We start from the raw sequence: 17,193 nt of genomic DNA on the forward strand, positions 1-17,193 counted from the left end.
CAAGAGCCAGAAATCAGCTGGCGAAAAAAGGGTAACAAATTTGCCAAAAAAATGACGAAGATAAAAGGATAGGCTCATAGGAATTATGGAATATTTTTTTGCCTTAAGATATATGAATATGAATTCTTTAAAATGTATAAATAGGATATTAAACCCTTTCAACTGAATCAAAAAATCACGCTTATGGCTTAACTTTACCTGAGTGAGACAATATGATTATGAATCAAAATCAAAAACTTCTATTTTCTCATTTTTCCAAGGTAAACAAGGAAAAATGGGCGGAAAAAGCTACTAACGATCTAAAAGGTGAAGACGTCTTCAAGAAGTACACCTGGGAACTTGAACCCGGTATACATATTTTACCTTATTATGATCCATCGGATCTGCAAGCCAATGCTCAATATGAAGCATTTCACAACAGATTGGCTATGCCTGATCATCCTACGGCCAACGCACGCGTATGGCACAACCTACAACATTTAACTGTTGAAGACGAAAAGATTGCCAATCGGGAAGCCCGGGATGCCTTGAACAGTGGTGCCGATGGAATAATATTCAATATACCACACAGTGTTGATTTTAAGTCGCTTTTGGAAAATATCAAATTGGAGCATTGTAACATTTCATTCCAATTTTCGAGGGAAAGTGCCACTGACCTTGCGGAAGGGTTATTTACTTTTTTTCAATCCTCAGCATTGAAACCTGAACAAATCACAGGGACCATAGAATTAACCGAAGGTACTGTTAATGAAAAACTGGCGATGTTCAATAAGTTCAAAGACTATACCCAGTTCCGTGTCCTTCTTAACGAGTCAAAAACTGACACCCACGGATTTTCAGAATCCATAGCGGCCCAGCTGAAAGCTACTATTCAACTTATTGAGGCAGCACAAACCGCTGGCAACCCATTGGAGGAAGTATTGACCAAATGCACTGTAAACACTTCTGTAGGCCCTGATTATTTTGCTGAAATAGCCAAGATAAGAGCTTTAAGAATGCTCTTCTTTCAGGTAGCCCGTGCTTATGACGTTTCCACATTTTTACCTGAACATGTTAAGATACGAGCTGTCTCAGACCCCTGGATCAACGAGGCCTATCAACCACATGGAAATATGCTTAAAGCCAGTACCGGAGCTATGGCAGCTATTTTAGGTGGATGTGATGAACTATTGGTAGTTCCGGAAGATAATGATCAATCACTCATGGTACGCATTGCTCGCAATGTATCTTCTATTTTAAAAGAAGAAGTCTTTCTGAAAGGCTCAGCAGACCCGGTGGCGGGCTCTTATTATTTAGAGAATCTTACCAATGACATTGCCCAAAAGGCATGGCATATATTTCAGTCCACACTTGAAGAAGAAACAGTATCATGAGACCAGATTTTAAAAATATAACCTATAATCAGTTCCAACCAGAACATAAACAAGAAAACCTGGAGAGCTGGTCAGCAGCAGAAGGCATTAAAATTCCTCCTGTTCTACATAAAGCAATATTAGACAACCTGGAGCATATTGGCTTTGCAGCAGGCATTCCACCCTATTTACGTGGCCCGTACTCCACAATGTATGCCGGCAGACCCTGGACCGTAAGGCAATATGCAGGTTTTTCTACTGCACAAGAGTCCAATGAGTTTTATCGCAAAAACCTGGCAGCGGGTCAAAAAGGCCTTTCAGTAGCCTTTGACCTGGCTACACACAGAGGATATGACTCAGACCATGAACGTGTAACAGGTGACGTGGGTAAGGCAGGAGTAGCCATTGATTCGGTACTGGATATGAAAGTACTTTTCGATCAGATCCCACTGGACAAAATGTCCGTTTCCATGACCATGAATGGCGCAGTAATCCCCATCATGGCATTCTACATCGTAGCGGCTGAAGAACAAGGTGTAAAACCTGAATTACTCAGTGGCACCATACAGAATGATATTTTAAAAGAATTCATGGTACGGAATACCTACATTTATCCTCCGGCTCCTTCCATGAAGATCATAGCAGACATTTTTGAGTATACTGCTCAACATATGCCTAAGTTCAATTCCATTAGTATCAGCGGATATCATATGCAGGAAGCCGGCGCTACGGCAGATATCGAGCTGGCATATACACTGGCCGATGGTTTGGAATATCTGCGAACAGGAATAAAAGCGGGACTGGACATTGATCACTTTGCTCCCCGTTTGTCTTTTTTCTGGGCGGTTGGTATGAACCATTTCATGGAGATCGCAAAAATGCGCGCAGGACGTTTGTTGTGGGCAAAAATTGTAAAGCAATTTGAGCCAAAAAATGCTAAGTCGCTGGCATTACGCACTCATTCTCAAACCTCCGGGTGGAGTCTTACCGAGCAGGACCCTTATAACAATGTGACGCGTACCTGTATAGAAGCGCTGGCAGCAGCACTGGGTCATACACAGTCCTTGCACACAAATGCTCTCGATGAAGCCATTGCGCTACCTACAGATTTTTCAGCAAGAATTGCCAGAAACACTCAACTATACCTGCAAAAGGAGACCAATATCACACGGGTAGTGGACCCATGGGCAGGTTCACACTATGTTGAATACCTGACCAATGAGTTAGTGCATAAAGCCTGGAAATTAATTGAAGAGGTAGAGGATCTGGGTGGAATGGCCAAGGCCATGGAAAGTGGTCTGCCTAAAATGAGGATTGAAGAGGCCGCAGCCCGTAAACAGGCCCGTATAGATTCCAAAAAAGATGTTATAGTGGGTGTGAACCGCTATCAGACTGACGAAAAGCCTGATTTCGAAATATTGGAAGTTGATAATACCAAAGTACGACGTGAACAGATTGAACGTCTTGAAAAACTAAAATCAGAAAGGGACAATGAAGCGGTAACGTCAGCTTTAGATAGCATAACACAAGCTTCGGAAAAAGGAGAAGGTAATTTATTAGAACTCGCTGTTAATGCAGCTCGTCATAGAGCTACACTAGGAGAGATCTCTATGGCAATGGAAAAAGTTTTTGGCAGGTACAAAGCCACTATTCGCTCTATATCAGGTGTTTATGCAACAGAACTAAAAATGGATAACACATTTAACGAGACAAAGTCATTGTCCGACAAATTTGCTGAACTGGAAGGACGAAGACCCCGTATCATGGTGGCTAAGATGGGACAGGACGGCCATGACCGCGGCGCTAAAGTCATTGCTACCAGCTTTGCAGACCTGGGCTTCGATGTGGACGTTGGCCCACTTTTCCAAACACCAGATGAAGTAGCAAGACAGGCAGCAGAAAATGACGTTCATGTCATTGGTGCTTCAAGCCTTGCCGCTGGTCATAAAACATTGATCCCTCAGTTGATCGAATCACTGCAGCAATTAGGCAGAGGAGACATAATGGTGATAGCCGGTGGAGTCATTCCACAGCAAGATTATGATTTTCTTTATGAAAATGGTGTAGCGGGTGTTTTCGGACCGGGAACAGTGATATCTGACGCAGCCAGGGACATATTAAATAAATTAATGAAAGACTAACTATTTAATATCCAATTAATTAAATTTAGAGATTGCTTTAATTCATTTTAAACAGCGCTTTAGCTGATTGAATAAAATGTTTAAAATGCTGGTCAAACCCAGAAAATCTCTATTTCAACATGTGTTAACTGCATGGCAGTGGTTTGGTCCATACTCAATTGTAGGTCAACCTTAATCACTTTAGCCATGCAGTACAACTACATGCGATATTTATGCTTCTCATTGTTCATCCTGCTCTCGGTGCCAACAGCAGCTCAGGAAGGGGGGAAATATGGCAAGATATTATTAAAGGCCGATGCACAATACGAAATAGGTGCTTATGTAAAAGCCAGCAAATATCTGGAGAAGTACAAAAAGAAAGTAATCAAAAAATATGGGGCCAGGAATGAATACTTGCCCCTATTTTATATAAGGAGGTCTAAATTCAACCTGGCTGAAGGGCTGCTGATAGACTTTGAGAATTCGATAGAGCAGGCTATCACCGCCAGTAGCGCCATCTATGGTGAAGCGTCTAAAGAACATGCCATCACGCTTCTTGACATAGGTGAGATATTAGCCCACTACGGTGACTACCTAAGAGCAGAGGAATACATTCGATCGGCACAAAAAACCCTGGAAGCATCAAAAGCACTAGATGACAGGTTAAAAGCCAAAAGTGACTTAACCCTGGCCAGGGTGCTAACGGGCCGTGGGTTTTATAATCAGGCCCTGAGCTTTATCGATGAAAATCTGGATTATTTCAAATCGAGGGCCGTAAGCAAAGAATCATTCGTAGATGACAAAGGAAGATTACAAAGTAAACGCCTTCCCGAGGAAGAAGTAAATGAAAGGCTTGGTGACTATGCGGAACTATTAACACTGCATGGCAACGTATTTCGGAAAAGAGGTAGTTACAAAGAAGCAGATGCCGCTTTCAAACTGGCCAGAACCTGGATAGACAAGAACCTGGGAAATGCCAGTCTGGCCTATGTTCAAAATCAACTCGATTTCGGTCAGTTCCTCTTAGAAAATGGCCTTCGAGACTTTAGCAGTGACGACGTAAAAAATGAAAGATTTGATAAGACATTAAATCATCTCAAAAAAAAGCATGAAGAATCACATTTCCTTGCCTTTGAGCTCTATGAGCAACTTTTGAAGTACTATCTGAAGACCGATAGCAAATCAAAGTATAAAAATCTCAAAATTGAATATGAAAAGGCGATCAAGAAGAATTTCAAACGTAACAGTATTCATTACATTAATTTAGAAACCATTGAGTTTGACGCCAAGCTTGACAAGGAAAAAACAAACAATTTAGCCTCCAAAGCAGCCGTTCAGGCCAATAGTAATGCACTTCCTAAATATCATAAGAAGCGCATCCAAATTCTTGATTTTCTTTACCGGCTGGCGCTACAGGAAAAAAACTACAACGCCGCATCAGCAAATCTTAATGACATCCTGGAGATCAAAAAGGAGCTGTATGGCGACGATTCCCCGGAATATCATTTGGCACGGATTGAATTGGCTAGTTACTACGTAGATTTCTCGGATAAAATCAAAGAAGCAGAAGCCATTTACAGTGAAAGCTTTGAAGGTATAGTAGAACCACAGATAGACACCTGGCATAAAGATTATGTATCGATACAAAATCATCTGGCTAAATTTTATGCCAGTACAGATCAATACGCACTGGCTATAGCAGCCATTGATAAAGCCAGTGATGGTGCAGCAGTTAAATTTTCATCGGTAGACCCTGCCTACGGTGAAGTACTGAATAATCAGGCACAGTTATACCTTAGCCTTGCTAATTACGACAAAGCCGAAGAAAGTCTGAACAAATCGCTGGCGATTTTCAAAGAGTATCGTAGAGACGAAAACTGGGTCATTGAATACATTAATACTCAGGCCACACAGGCACAACTCAAAGTGATCCAAGGGCTGTTTGATGAAGCGGAAGACATCATGAATCGCTCCAAAAAAACACTTAAAAGGGTCAATAACCCAAGTAACTACAATGATCTCGCCTCAAGCCAGGGATTAGCCAGGGTATACATGCCCCTCGGCAGATTTAGAGAAGCTAATGAGTTACTAGACAGAATTATAGTCGAATATCAATTGCGCTATGGCTCCAGTTCCCGTAGGTTGATCCTGCCTCTGGTATATCGTGGTCAACTGGAACTTACTGAAGGAGAATACACATTTGCAGAAAAAACGGCAAGACGGGCCAATCAGATCGCCACCTCCATCTACGGCGAAAATTCTTCTAAAGTAGCACCTACACTCTCACTATTAGCAGATATTTATACCAGTATCGGAGATTATCCTAAAGCGCAGGATAATATTGAAAAGGCAATCAGAATCCAGGAGGCCCAATTTGGGCGTCAACATGTAGATGTCGCCAAATCACTGGCCCAGCTTGGTCTGATTAAATTTTACCAGGGTGATAACCTTACGTCAGCCGAAAAAATCATTGAAGAAGCAAAAGATATTATCGCTGCCAAACTTGGAAATCGCAACCCTACTTATGCTGATGCGTTAACTGATCTCGCAAAGATTTACATCTCCGAAAAGAGGTTCGATGATGCATTCAATGCGCTTACTCTGGCAGAAACGATATGGCTCTCTAAAGCAGGCAAACGCAACAATATCAATGCAGCCAGTATTTACTCACTCATAGGGGATATCCATTACTTACAACGCGACTATGATAAGGCGGAAGAAGAGTATGAAAAATCAAAAAAGATCTATCAAAACAAATTCAGTAAAAACCACCCTGAGTATGTAAAAATACTATCCAAATTGAGTAAGGTGTATTATATGGAGGGAGACACCAAAAAATCCAGAAATTACATCGAAGAGGCATTGGCCAACCACCAAAACTTTATTCGAGCCTTTTTCCCGGCTTTAAGTGAGCGAGAAAAAGCTAAATTTTGGAATACGATACGCCCTGACTATGAATTTTACAACACGCTTGCATTCAAGATTGCAGCAGAAGATAAAAGAGCAATTGGTGACGTGTACAATAATGCTTTGCTCACCAAGGCAATCTTACTAAATTCCTCCATCAAGATCCGTGAACGTATCGCCAATAGTAATGATGATGAATTGAAAGAGAAGTACAATGACTGGCTTGCAAAGAAAGAGGAGCTCACCAACGTGCTTTCCATGAGCCTGCAACAACTCCAGGAGAACGAAATTGATCCGATAGTACTTACCCATGAAGTAGAACAGATAGAGAAAGAGTTAAGTCAAAAATCGGAGCTTTTTTCACAAAGTGTAGAGGACAATACCATCGTATGGAATCAGGTTCAGGAAAAACTGGAACCTAATGAAGTAGCTATGGAAATGGTAAGGTATCGATACTTTGATCACGTACTGACAGACTCTGTAATATATGCCGCCATGTATTTGAAAAACAAGAAAGAGCAGTCTACTCCAGGGGTAGTATTATTAGGTGATGGTAAGAACATGGAAAACAAGCTTTTCAAGTTCTATCGTAATAGTATCATATACCGCATCAAAGACCCATACAGCTTTGATGCATACTGGGAACCGATCATGAGTGCCCTGGGTACTTATTCTACGCTTTACTTATCTGCGGATGGTGTTTATAATCAGATCAACCTGGAAGCAATACCGATGGAAGATGGGAAATACGTTATTGACAATTCTAATATTGTGCTGGTAAGTAACACCAAAGATATCTGGACAAGGAGTACCAGAACACGACTGGTCCAAAACGAGAAAAAAGCTTCAATGTTCGGAAACCCTGAATTTTATCTGACAGCCAGTACAGGTGATATCAATCCGCTCCCGGGAACCCAGGTAGAAGTACAAGAACTAAAAGACTTACTAAGAACAAGAGGATGGGACACTTCCTCATACACCGACATCTCCGCCAGTGAAGATGAAATAAAGCGATTAAATAACCCTAAAGTATTTCATATTGCTACACACGGTTTTTTCACCCCGGCAGAACAGATGACCGAATCAGACCGACTGGTACAGAGTGAAAGCTCCGCAGCGCGTAATCCGTTACTAAGAACAGGCCTGCTGCTTACAGGAGCCGGAGATTTACTTCAAAAAACAGAGTTCAACTACAATGCTGAAAGTGGCATCTTAACAGCTTATGAGGCCATGAACCTTAACCTTGACCAAACAGAGCTTGTGGTGTTAAGTGCATGTGAAACAGGGTTAGGTGAATTAGCCGTAGGGGAAGGCGTTTACGGATTACAGCGTGCTTTCCTGGTAGCAGGAGCCAAAGTACTTATTATGAGTATGTTTAAAGTAGATGATGTAGCCACTCAAAAACTGATGAGCAAATTCTATAAAAAATGGCTCGAAACAGGCAAAATGAGAGAATCATTTATTTTGGCGAAAAAAGAACTTAGAAATGAATACCAGGACCCTATTTTCTGGGGGTCTTTCATTATGATAGGTATGGACTGATCAGAAAAATTTCAAAATTGTAGGTAGGGAAGTTCACACTTCCCTATTTTTATTCGCTCAATAGCCGTTTATTTAACGCCACCATGGAGGGAATAAAAAAGCAAAAAGCCTGGAAAGAAAAGCTTTATGTCATCATTTTTGAAGCCGATACTTTCTTGGGTAAAATCTTTGATATCATCCTGCTCATTGCCATACTGCTCAGTGTATTGGCTGTAATGCTGGAAAGTGTAGTAAGCCTCAAAGAAGATTATGGAGATGAATTATATATCATCGAGTGGATATTCACCATTTTCTTTACGATCGAATACGTGATCCGTATCATTATCGTTGAAAAACCCTGGCGTTATATTCGAAGTTTCTTTGGCATTGTAGACTTACTGTCAATAATCCCAACGTATCTCAGCCTGTTTATTTTAGGAGCACAATCTTTATTGATCATCAGAAGTATACGATTGTTACGCGTTTTCAGAGTACTGAAAATGGTGCGTTTCCTGGGAGAAGCATCACAACTCACCAATGCACTTAACGCCAGTAAGGCCAAGATAATCGTTTTTATAGGCGCTGTATTTGCCATGACAGTAATTATGGGTACGCTGATGTATATGATAGAAGGTACGGAAAATGGCTTTACCAGCATTCCCAAGAGTATCTATTGGGCTGTAGTAACTTTGACAACAGTGGGTTACGGTGACTTAGCGCCACAAACACCCATGGGGCAGGGCTTAGCAACACTTATCATGATTTTAGGTTACGGGATCATAGCGGTCCCTACCGGAATTGTAACGGCTGAAATAACACAAAGCAAAGTAATGAGAGAAGTGAATAATAAAATTTGTTCTGAATGTAACGCTAAGGAACATGATCTTAATGCCAATTATTGTAAGTTTTGTGGAACCGCTCTTTAGGCTATTAGAAATGTAATCAAAATAGGTTATACAGCCTAGCCTCGCTGGTCCGTCTCGTCTTTCGAATGATGGTTGACAAAACGTGATAAGTTTTCTTTTACGACTTCCCTGTTATTCCAAAATTCACGACTAAATACACCTGTGAAATTCCACTTCTTCTTACTGAGTACAAAGGGTGTATAAACGTGTGCATCTTTGATCGACTGACTTTGATAATAAAGGTCATCATCTGTGAGAATCAGTCCTAAATATTGTTCACTACTCTTCACAGTAATGTCAGCAAATGGAAGTTCTTCCTTAAAAGTAAATGCATCGAAATTATCAACAAGCCACTTATCCAATTGTTGTTTCAGGTACCAATGCGCATGACGCTTGTCTGCAGGCATAAGTGAAGGTTTAAATTTACCCTTAGAAACATCAAGGGCATATTCCAGGTATTTCTTGAGCAACTTGGGACCATCATTCTTAGTCTCTTCCACCTTTAATTGGGAAGGCATAATACTACTAATGACCATTATTTTTTCTCTGGCCCTTGTAACCGCTACATTCAACCTATTTTCGCCGTCAGCTGCATTCAGGCTACCAAAATGCATCGCCATTTTACCCTTTGCATCCGGTGCATAAGCTGTAGAAAACAGGATAATATCTTTCTCATCACCCTGTACATTTTCAATATTTTTGACAAACCAGTTGTTTGGAATTACCTTTTCAGAAGATGTGGCTTTCTCGTCTATTAAGTCCAGGATCAACTGTTGCTGTTTAGCATTAAAAGTCACTACACCAACCTCTTTATCAGGATGATGATCCAATATCTCCATCAAGACTTCTACCACTTTTTCAGCTTCAATGTGGTTAGTATTGTTTTCCCAGATCCCATCTACTTTTAAATATTCAATAGCCGGTTCAGCACTGTTTACCACATCATAATCTGGTAATAACTTCAAATTGCCTTCATAGAAGTGCTGGTTAGAAAATTCTATCAGGTCAAGTGATTTACTACGATAGTGTCCTTTGAGTTGAACAGACATCAAATGTTGGTCTGCCAGGGAGAGCAAGGAGTCTACTTCCAGGGCAGGCACATCGGTATCAATTTCATCGCCATAGCGTACCTGATAAACATCGGATGGCTTAAGCTGCTTATCATCACCGGCAATCAATAACTGCCGTCCCCGATACATTGCAGGTATACCACGCTCAACAAAGCACTGCGAAGCTTCATCGAATATCACCAGGTCAAACATAGATCGCATCGGAAAAATGGCTGATACGGATTCCGGAGAAGCCATCCAGCAAGGCATCAAATCAAATACCTCTTCATAATACTCACCGATCAACTTTCTCAGAGGCCAAATTCGCTTCTTTTTGGTCACCTGATGATGAACCTCACGATAAGTGACCATATTATTTAAACGGTTATACTCAGCTTTTTCATAGGTCCTTTCACGTGCTCGCAGTAGTAGCATTTCATTACTGATCTGCATTTTATCTCTAACACAGTTCTGTAATTCGGCAGTCGTTTTAAGAAACCGGGAAGAAGACACCGTTCTCAATACCGGATATTTTGTTTCGATATGCTCAATCCATGCTGTTCTAAGACTATTTTGAAAAAGGGCTTCCACCTGCTCCGGGGATGGGTCCGGAAGTTCATCCATTATCTTGTCCACCGCCTGGAGTTCATAAGCCATCATACCATCCCGCAGCTTATCAAACTCGCAAAGAGATTCAAAATCCCGCCTTAACGTAGTCTTCATTTCGTCAATGAACCCTCTGTTTTCAAGACCTTTAGATATTTGACCCTCATTTAAATAGAATAACCATTGTGCTTTCCGCTCCGGAATATCCTTTATGAGTTGATAAATGTGCTCTAATTGATCTCTAAACTCTTCAAATGTTAGTTTTTGCACATTGAAGAACTCACGGAAATTCCTTAAAGAGTTGAAAATCAACTTCGCTTTTACGGCTAGTTTTATAATATAGAACCAATTCTGGAAATGTCCCTTCTCATAGCGCTCAGGGATGCCTGTTACCCAGTCTCTACCACGAAGTTTAGTGATATTATGCTCAAGGTTTAGCCGATTATCAATCTTTTCTACCATGGTATTAAAACCTGCCCGGTTTCTTTTCAATTGATTCTCAGACAACACCCTCCTTATAAGGAATTTATCTTTTGAAAAAAGCTTCCAATGTATCAGCCTTAAAATACTACGGCGTGCATTCATCTCGCGTTGTAACGTCTCCTGAAATTTTCCAAGCATATCTGAAGCCAGGGAAAGCTCTGGACCCACCCCTTTGTAACACTCCATTAACACACGTTCTGTATTAGACAGCCACAATACACTGGTCTCATCATCAGAATAAGACGCCATATGTTGAAAAAGTCGGTACGCCTCCTTGTTCTTCAAAATACCAAGCATTTCTACAATATAGTCCCGCTTACCGAGAAAATATTCACAGTCTTTTAAGGACAGCCGAGCTCCTATTTGTGCTTCAAGTAAAGCTCCTATTTCATCTTGATATGATGGAATATCATCCAAAATGTCAATTATTTTACGCTCATCAGTTACAGTGTAGTTTTTAAAGGACCGCCTCTCTTTCCACGGATAATTGGATGCCCGGTGATTTAAAGCATATTCCGCATAATCTTTGAGCTTGGCTGAAAAAGCAGTAATATCTTCGAAACGAAACTGGGTATATTCTTGTCTGAAATTAACCACCGGCTTTTCTCTGTCAGAAGTTAAGTAAAGTTCTTTGACAGATAATCCACATTCAGATTCATCGAATAAAGCATATTTAAATTCTTCAAGTTCAGCGGTAATTTGGTCTATGCGTCTGCTGTTTTGAAGAAACTTTCGCTCCAGTTGTATACTGTCCAGGCCATTATTTTTAATCTTATACTCGTCAATGCGGCCTATTTGCCGAGCCACTTTGGCATAGATATTCTTTCTGTCGTTCCTGAAGTCATGCACTAAGCCAACGAAATCTGTCATGTCAATGTCATGCATACGATCATATACTACATCCAGCGCCGCTCTCTTCTGACAGACCACCAGTACTTTTTTACCAATAGCAATATGATCGGAGATAAGATTGCAGATCAGCTGAGATTTGCCGGTACCGGGAGGGCCCTGTACCACTACAGAATTGCCATTTTTAATTGCTCTAATGGCATTTTCCTGGTGCGCATCCATCTTAAAAGGCGTCACCATTTTCTCCTCATCTACACTATCAAGAAACGTGTATTTCTTTAAGCCCGGATGTGTTTCTGGCTCGGCCTGTGTCCTTTCCTCAAAAAAGCGATCTATGTCCTCGATTTTATTGTCTTCAATCAGTTTTACATAATCAGGCACCAGCTGTGACCCTGCCTGTGGAAAAATGCCCAATACTGCTTCCGGAAACATCTTAAGCTCTCCATTGGCATGTTTTTCTTCAAATTCCGGTTTTTTAAAGACCTTAAAAGGTTGTAGGACCGATTGAAAATTTTCCTGGTTAAAATTGACCTCTACGGGACTGTCCTTCAGTAGTTGATACAAAGCTGTACGGAAAACAGTACTGTCGTCATCAAATTCCTCAAAGGACCGGTCCAGAAAATCATCCGATATTGGAATATCATTGTAATGTGAATAGGCAAGAAAAAAGGATTTATTGAATGTTATCCCTTCGTAAACACGCGGTGTAAGCAGCCAATTGTCTTTCTGAATATCTAATGTGACGGGAAAAAACAATACCGGGCAGGAAACAGACGTACCATCGTTAAATTTGCCTCTTACAAAAGGCCATCCAACATAAAGGTCTTTTGAACCTCGTTCTTCCTGAATAAATTCATCAATACGTCTAAGCTTTTTAAGCCTCCGGCTTACCAAATTTGTATCCTCATGACGAGGATCCATCAGGGGGCTTAGTACTTTTCTACGACCACCAATCAAGTGTTCTATAATGGAAAATGACCCTGATTCTGTAATAAAGTTCAGGTCATGCAGATCTAAAAATTGATCGGCTGACAACCTGCGCAGCATTAGTGAACGGTTATTGCCGGATAGATTAGTTAGCCTTTTAAGATATGATTTTAGCACTTCGTGCATGTGAGATCAGTATATTGAACTACGAATATATGGTTTCAATTAGTAAGAATTAGAACTTTAGATAAGGTTCTATTCGCGCCAAAGTTAACGAGTCAATTAAATGCATAGTATCCAAATCTTCAATACTTGTGAACTGACCATGTTGGAACCTGTAAGCTGTGATGGCCCGCGCTACTTTTTTACTAATATAAGGATGTCGACTGAGGTCATAATCATCGAACAGATTAATCTCGATCCACTTAGGGTGGTAACCAGATGAAATGAACGTAAGTGTATCGAGTTGTAAAATAACTGAATCAGCGAGTCCGTAGACCTCATTGAATTGTTTTTTTGATACAAAACCGCCCAGTGCATTTCTGTAATTAACAATTCTCCTGGAAAAAACTTTCCCTATTCCTTTCAACCGCTTTAACGCTGTCGTATCCGCCTGATTTATATCGAAGACCTGGATTTTCGCCTGAGGTTTTGAATAATTCTTTTTTATTGAACTAGTAAAAGATTTCCTGTTTGTCCGCTTTTTAGGGGCATCATAGGTTCGAAATTTTTTAGGTTTTAGTGGTTCTGTGTTGTCCAATACAGCATTTATTCTGATAACGGTCAAAAGGCTATCCATCTTTTTTTGATCGGTCATCTTATACGCTGTATCTGGTTTGGCATATTTCATCCAAAAAATACCTGCAGTCATTGTAAGTAATAGGATTAAAAATATTACAAAGCCGTTAGCTTCGGTAGTTGAAATACCGAAGCTATTCTTAAACCAGATAATGAGTTTCTTCACACTACACCTTTAAACCAAACTAAAGTGAAACACGTTAATTTAAAAATAAAGCACATCTTTTTTTAAACATGAGGCAACGCTCACCATTCACCGCTACGTATGATATACATCAGCAATATTATATGATCATTATCAGCTTTACTCTTTCTTTATCTGAATAGCTTTGATAAAATGGTTTAATTTGAATCTATTATAAATAGTAAAACTCTTTTTAAAGAATGCTCTTTGTAATTAGTTTTGTACGTGAATTTTAGGTTAAATGGTAAATTCGTTCAGATTCGTTGGCGTTTCGTTTAAGAATACTCCTCTGGAAGTCAGGGAAAAACTGGCCCTCGATGAGTCACTGGTAAAAAAGCTGCTGGTTTTTTTACGTGATTTTTCAGAAGCTTCAGACGTTCTGGTATTAAGTACCTGTAACCGTACTGAAATTTATTATAGTCATGATTCTGACCTTTCCAATGAAATACTCAAGGGACTATGCTTACTCCGTGGTGTAGAATACAATGACCTCACGGATTATTTCCATACTTCCGAAAACAACACGGAAGCCGTCAGGAGATTGTTTAATGTAGCCTTAGGTTTGGAGGCACAGGTGATCGGAGACATGCAAATCATCAACCAGGTCAAAAATGCGTACCAATGGAGTGCAGATGAAGATATGGCCGGCCCCTTCCTGCACAGGTTAATGCATACCATATTTTTCACCAATAAACGGGTAGTTCAGGAGACACCTTTTCGGGATGGGGCAGCTTCTGTATCCTACGCTGCAAAAGAATTAATTGAAGAAATCACCACCGATATAGTAGATCCTAAAGTATTGATATTAGGTTTGGGAGAAATCGGCGAAGACGTTTGTAAGAATTTTGTAGGCTCAGCATACGAGGTTGTAGTGGCAAACCGCACGCTTTCCAAAGCCCAAATGATAGCGGCTGAATGTGGTTTTAAAGTAATATCCTTTGAAAATGCCACCGAACAGATCCAACATGCAGATGTAATCATATCATCCATTTCAATGGATAAACCTTTCATTACGAAAGAGATGATCGATGCCATTGACTTACACTCTTTTAAGTTTTTCATAGACCTTTCAGTGCCCAGAAGTGTAGATATGAATATAGAAAGTATACCAGGTGCACTGGTATATAATATCGATAACATCCAGAACAAAGCCTCTGAGGCGTTGGACAAGAGAATTTCGGCAATTCCTATGGTAAGAAATATCATTGAAGAGGCCATAGTTGATTTCCAAGACTGGTCAAAGGAGATGATCGTTTCCCCAACCATCAAGAAACTTAAAAATGCACTCGAAGAAATTCGCAAAGAGGAATTGGAAAGGTACCTTAAAGATGCATCCGAGCAAGAGTCCAAGATGGTCGACAAAGTGACCAAAAGTATCATGCAAAAAGTAATGAAATTACCTGTGCTTCAGTTAAAAGCTGCCTGCAAAAGAGGTGAGGCAGAAACATTGATCGATGTACTGAATGACCTGTTTGATCTCGAAAAACAGTCTGTTGAGATTAAGAAGTAGCTCCTGCGCTACTAAATCTCCGAAGTTTAAAAGAAATATAACCTACGGATTTTGTCCGGTTGGCTTTTCATGCTTTTTTTTGCACAAAAAATTAAAGCATGTTACCTCATAAGCTGTCCATTTACATTTTGCTTTTTTTTCTGACCTTTAATGCCTCAGGCTGGGGCATCACCGGCCATAGGGTGATAGGCAAAATTGCAGAAATGCACCTTTCAAAACGGGTAAAAAAGAAACTAACCGCAATCCTGTCCAATGAATCTCTCGCTGAGGTGAGCACCTGGATGGATGAGATACGTTCGGACAGGCAATATGACCATACACATGACTGGCATTGGGTAACCATACCTGATGAAATGACCTACCAACAAACCGAAAAAAACAAGAACGGAGATATCATTGCCAGTATTGAACGATTAATAAAAGAGTTAAAATCCGGAGGGCTAACTGAAAAGCAGGAGACCGAACATTTAAAAATGCTGATACATTTAGTAGGTGATATCCATCAGCCCCTGCACGTGGGAACCGGAAAAGACAAGGGCGGTAACGATGTCAAGGTAAAGTGGTTCTGGGAAAATTCAAACCTGCACCGAGTCTGGGACAGCGGAATGATAGATAAAAAGCAATACAGCTATTCTGAATTAGCTGACCGCCTCAAACGTACCTCAAAGAGAGACATCATACAGTTACAAGCTGCTTCTGTACTTGATTGGGCCAACGAGTCAAAATCATTCCGTAAGCAATATTATGACCTACCTGAAGATAACAGTATTAATTATAACTACATGTACCAGCACTGGAGCACTGTAGAGTTAAGGTTACTTCAGGCAGGGGTCAGGCTTGCGGGAATATTGGAAGATATCTATGGTTAATTTCTATCACTATGTGACTTTCCGGTAATAAAACATTTGATTAACATAGTCAAGGACTATGGTAAATTCCTTCCATAATCCGGACCCTATTGAACCTTCTGCGTTGTTGATTTCGCTGCTGCTAAATTCCCTTTTTAACATGTGGTAGTCTGTACGTACAGCTAAATTCTTCAACTCAAGCAAGTTATTCACATCTTTGTACCCGGCAATACTACCGTTGATCCCTTTACCTACCTCACAACGCAGCTTTTTTACTCCCTTGAAGTAGTTTGTATCATCTTTCATAAAAAGAATGACATTACGTGACGAACCTGTATCAATATGAAAAAAACCATTGGCACTATTATCTGGTGTTATCCCATAATCAAGTTTTATGTAAGGTTTAGTATCCTTCAGAGTCAATTCCATTGACTTATATCCGGAAGGAGGAAGGTAATAGCCTGGTTCTGTCAAAGTGATCACTTCCTGTTTATAATCAATTGTTACAGCAAATCGGCTAAATACCTGATAACCTATGATACCATGAATGACAACCTCATCATTATAAGGAAAAAAGTATTTATCATTGGCTATCAAAATACTGATCCCTTTACCTAATGCATCACCAAATTCCACTTGGTTATCCAGGGATAAGCGAGCCGTTTTGTGGCGATTTCTACCATAACCATTTAGCACGATCTCTTTAGGTAAAAGTTCAAACTTGCGTTTAAAGTGGTTACCAAATAATATAACCGAACGTCCTCCGGTATCTAATACCAGGTTGAGTTCCATCTTATTATTAATCTTTACAGGGACAACGATCAGATTATTGATCAATCGAAAATTGATAAAACTTTCCTGCTTATCATTGATAAGTTCGAACCCTTTGTAATCGTCTGCAAAAGAAAATTGCTGTAACAGAAAGGACAGCATAATTAGGGCATACCGCACCTGTGACGGCCGTTGCCAGTTGTTATTGGAGTTGAGCATGTTGTTGTTATTTGACCAACTTTAACTTACTACACTCTTTTCAAATTATGATCCCCCAAAGCGGTGGTTTTTTAAGGCGACATATTCACCCTACATTGTGATCTTCTAAAAGAACGCATTTCATTCAAACATGAAGATTATTCA

The 17,193-nt window shown here is 40.2% G+C and carries 9 protein-coding genes; 6 read left to right on the forward strand and 3 right to left on the reverse strand.

The annotated features are described in order from the left end of the window. Positions 1 to 218: 218 nt before the first annotated feature. The 4 genes from FNH22_RS09485 (at position 219) to FNH22_RS09500 (ending at position 8,826) form a co-directional block, all read left to right on the forward strand. Complete coding sequence (locus FNH22_RS09485; protein ID WP_185154151.1) at positions 219 to 1,373, forward strand: methylmalonyl-CoA mutase family protein; 1,155 nt, start codon at positions 219 to 221, stop codon at positions 1,371 to 1,373. Next, positions 1,370 to 3,493: a methylmalonyl-CoA mutase gene (gene scpA, locus FNH22_RS09490; protein WP_143398131.1), complete on the forward strand. Its 2,124-nt coding sequence runs from the start codon at positions 1,370 to 1,372 to the stop codon at positions 3,491 to 3,493. The genes FNH22_RS09485 and scpA overlap by 4 nt, the downstream gene beginning before the upstream one ends. Positions 3,494 to 3,679: 186 nt before the next feature. After that, on the forward strand, positions 3,680 to 7,921 hold the full coding sequence (locus FNH22_RS09495; protein ID WP_185154152.1) for a CHAT domain-containing protein: 4,242 nt from the start codon (positions 3,680 to 3,682) through the stop codon (positions 7,919 to 7,921). Between the two features lie 83 nt (positions 7,922 to 8,004). Further along, positions 8,005 to 8,826, forward strand: a complete 822-nt coding sequence (locus tag FNH22_RS09500) for an ion transporter (RefSeq protein ID WP_143398133.1) — start codon at positions 8,005 to 8,007, stop codon at positions 8,824 to 8,826. 35 nt (positions 8,827 to 8,861) lie between these two features. On the opposite strand, the gene FNH22_RS09505 is transcribed toward FNH22_RS09500, so the two are convergent. Both FNH22_RS09505 and FNH22_RS09510 read right to left on the reverse strand, forming a co-directional pair. Then, positions 8,862 to 12,839, reverse strand: a complete 3,978-nt coding sequence (locus FNH22_RS09505) for an ATP-binding protein (RefSeq protein WP_255518015.1) — start codon at positions 12,837 to 12,839, stop codon at positions 8,862 to 8,864. A 115-nt stretch (positions 12,840 to 12,954) separates the two neighbouring features. After that, entirely contained in the window at positions 12,955 to 13,683 is a 729-nt protein-coding gene (locus FNH22_RS09510; protein ID WP_143398135.1) for a ComEA family DNA-binding protein, read from the reverse strand. Between the two features lie 259 nt (positions 13,684 to 13,942). Here FNH22_RS09510 and hemA point away from each other — a divergent pair, with 259 nt between their 5' ends. Continuing rightward, complete coding sequence (gene hemA, locus FNH22_RS09515) at positions 13,943 to 15,211, forward strand: glutamyl-tRNA reductase (protein ID WP_143398136.1); 1,269 nt, start codon at positions 13,943 to 13,945, stop codon at positions 15,209 to 15,211. Between the two features lie 98 nt (positions 15,212 to 15,309). Further along, positions 15,310 to 16,080, forward strand: a complete 771-nt coding sequence (locus tag FNH22_RS09520) for a S1/P1 nuclease (RefSeq protein ID WP_143398137.1) — start codon at positions 15,310 to 15,312, stop codon at positions 16,078 to 16,080. A 9-nt stretch (positions 16,081 to 16,089) separates the two neighbouring features. Here FNH22_RS09520 and FNH22_RS09525 read toward each other — a convergent pair whose 3' ends face one another. Continuing rightward, positions 16,090 to 17,049, reverse strand: coding sequence for a retropepsin-like aspartic protease (locus FNH22_RS09525; RefSeq protein ID WP_143398138.1), 960 nt, complete (start codon positions 17,047 to 17,049; stop codon positions 16,090 to 16,092). Between the last annotated feature and the right edge of the window lie 144 nt (positions 17,050 to 17,193).

Source organism: Fulvivirga sp. M361 (genome assembly GCF_007097395.1).
In the GTDB taxonomy this organism is placed as follows: Bacteria; Bacteroidota; Bacteroidia; order Cytophagales; family Cyclobacteriaceae; genus Fulvivirga.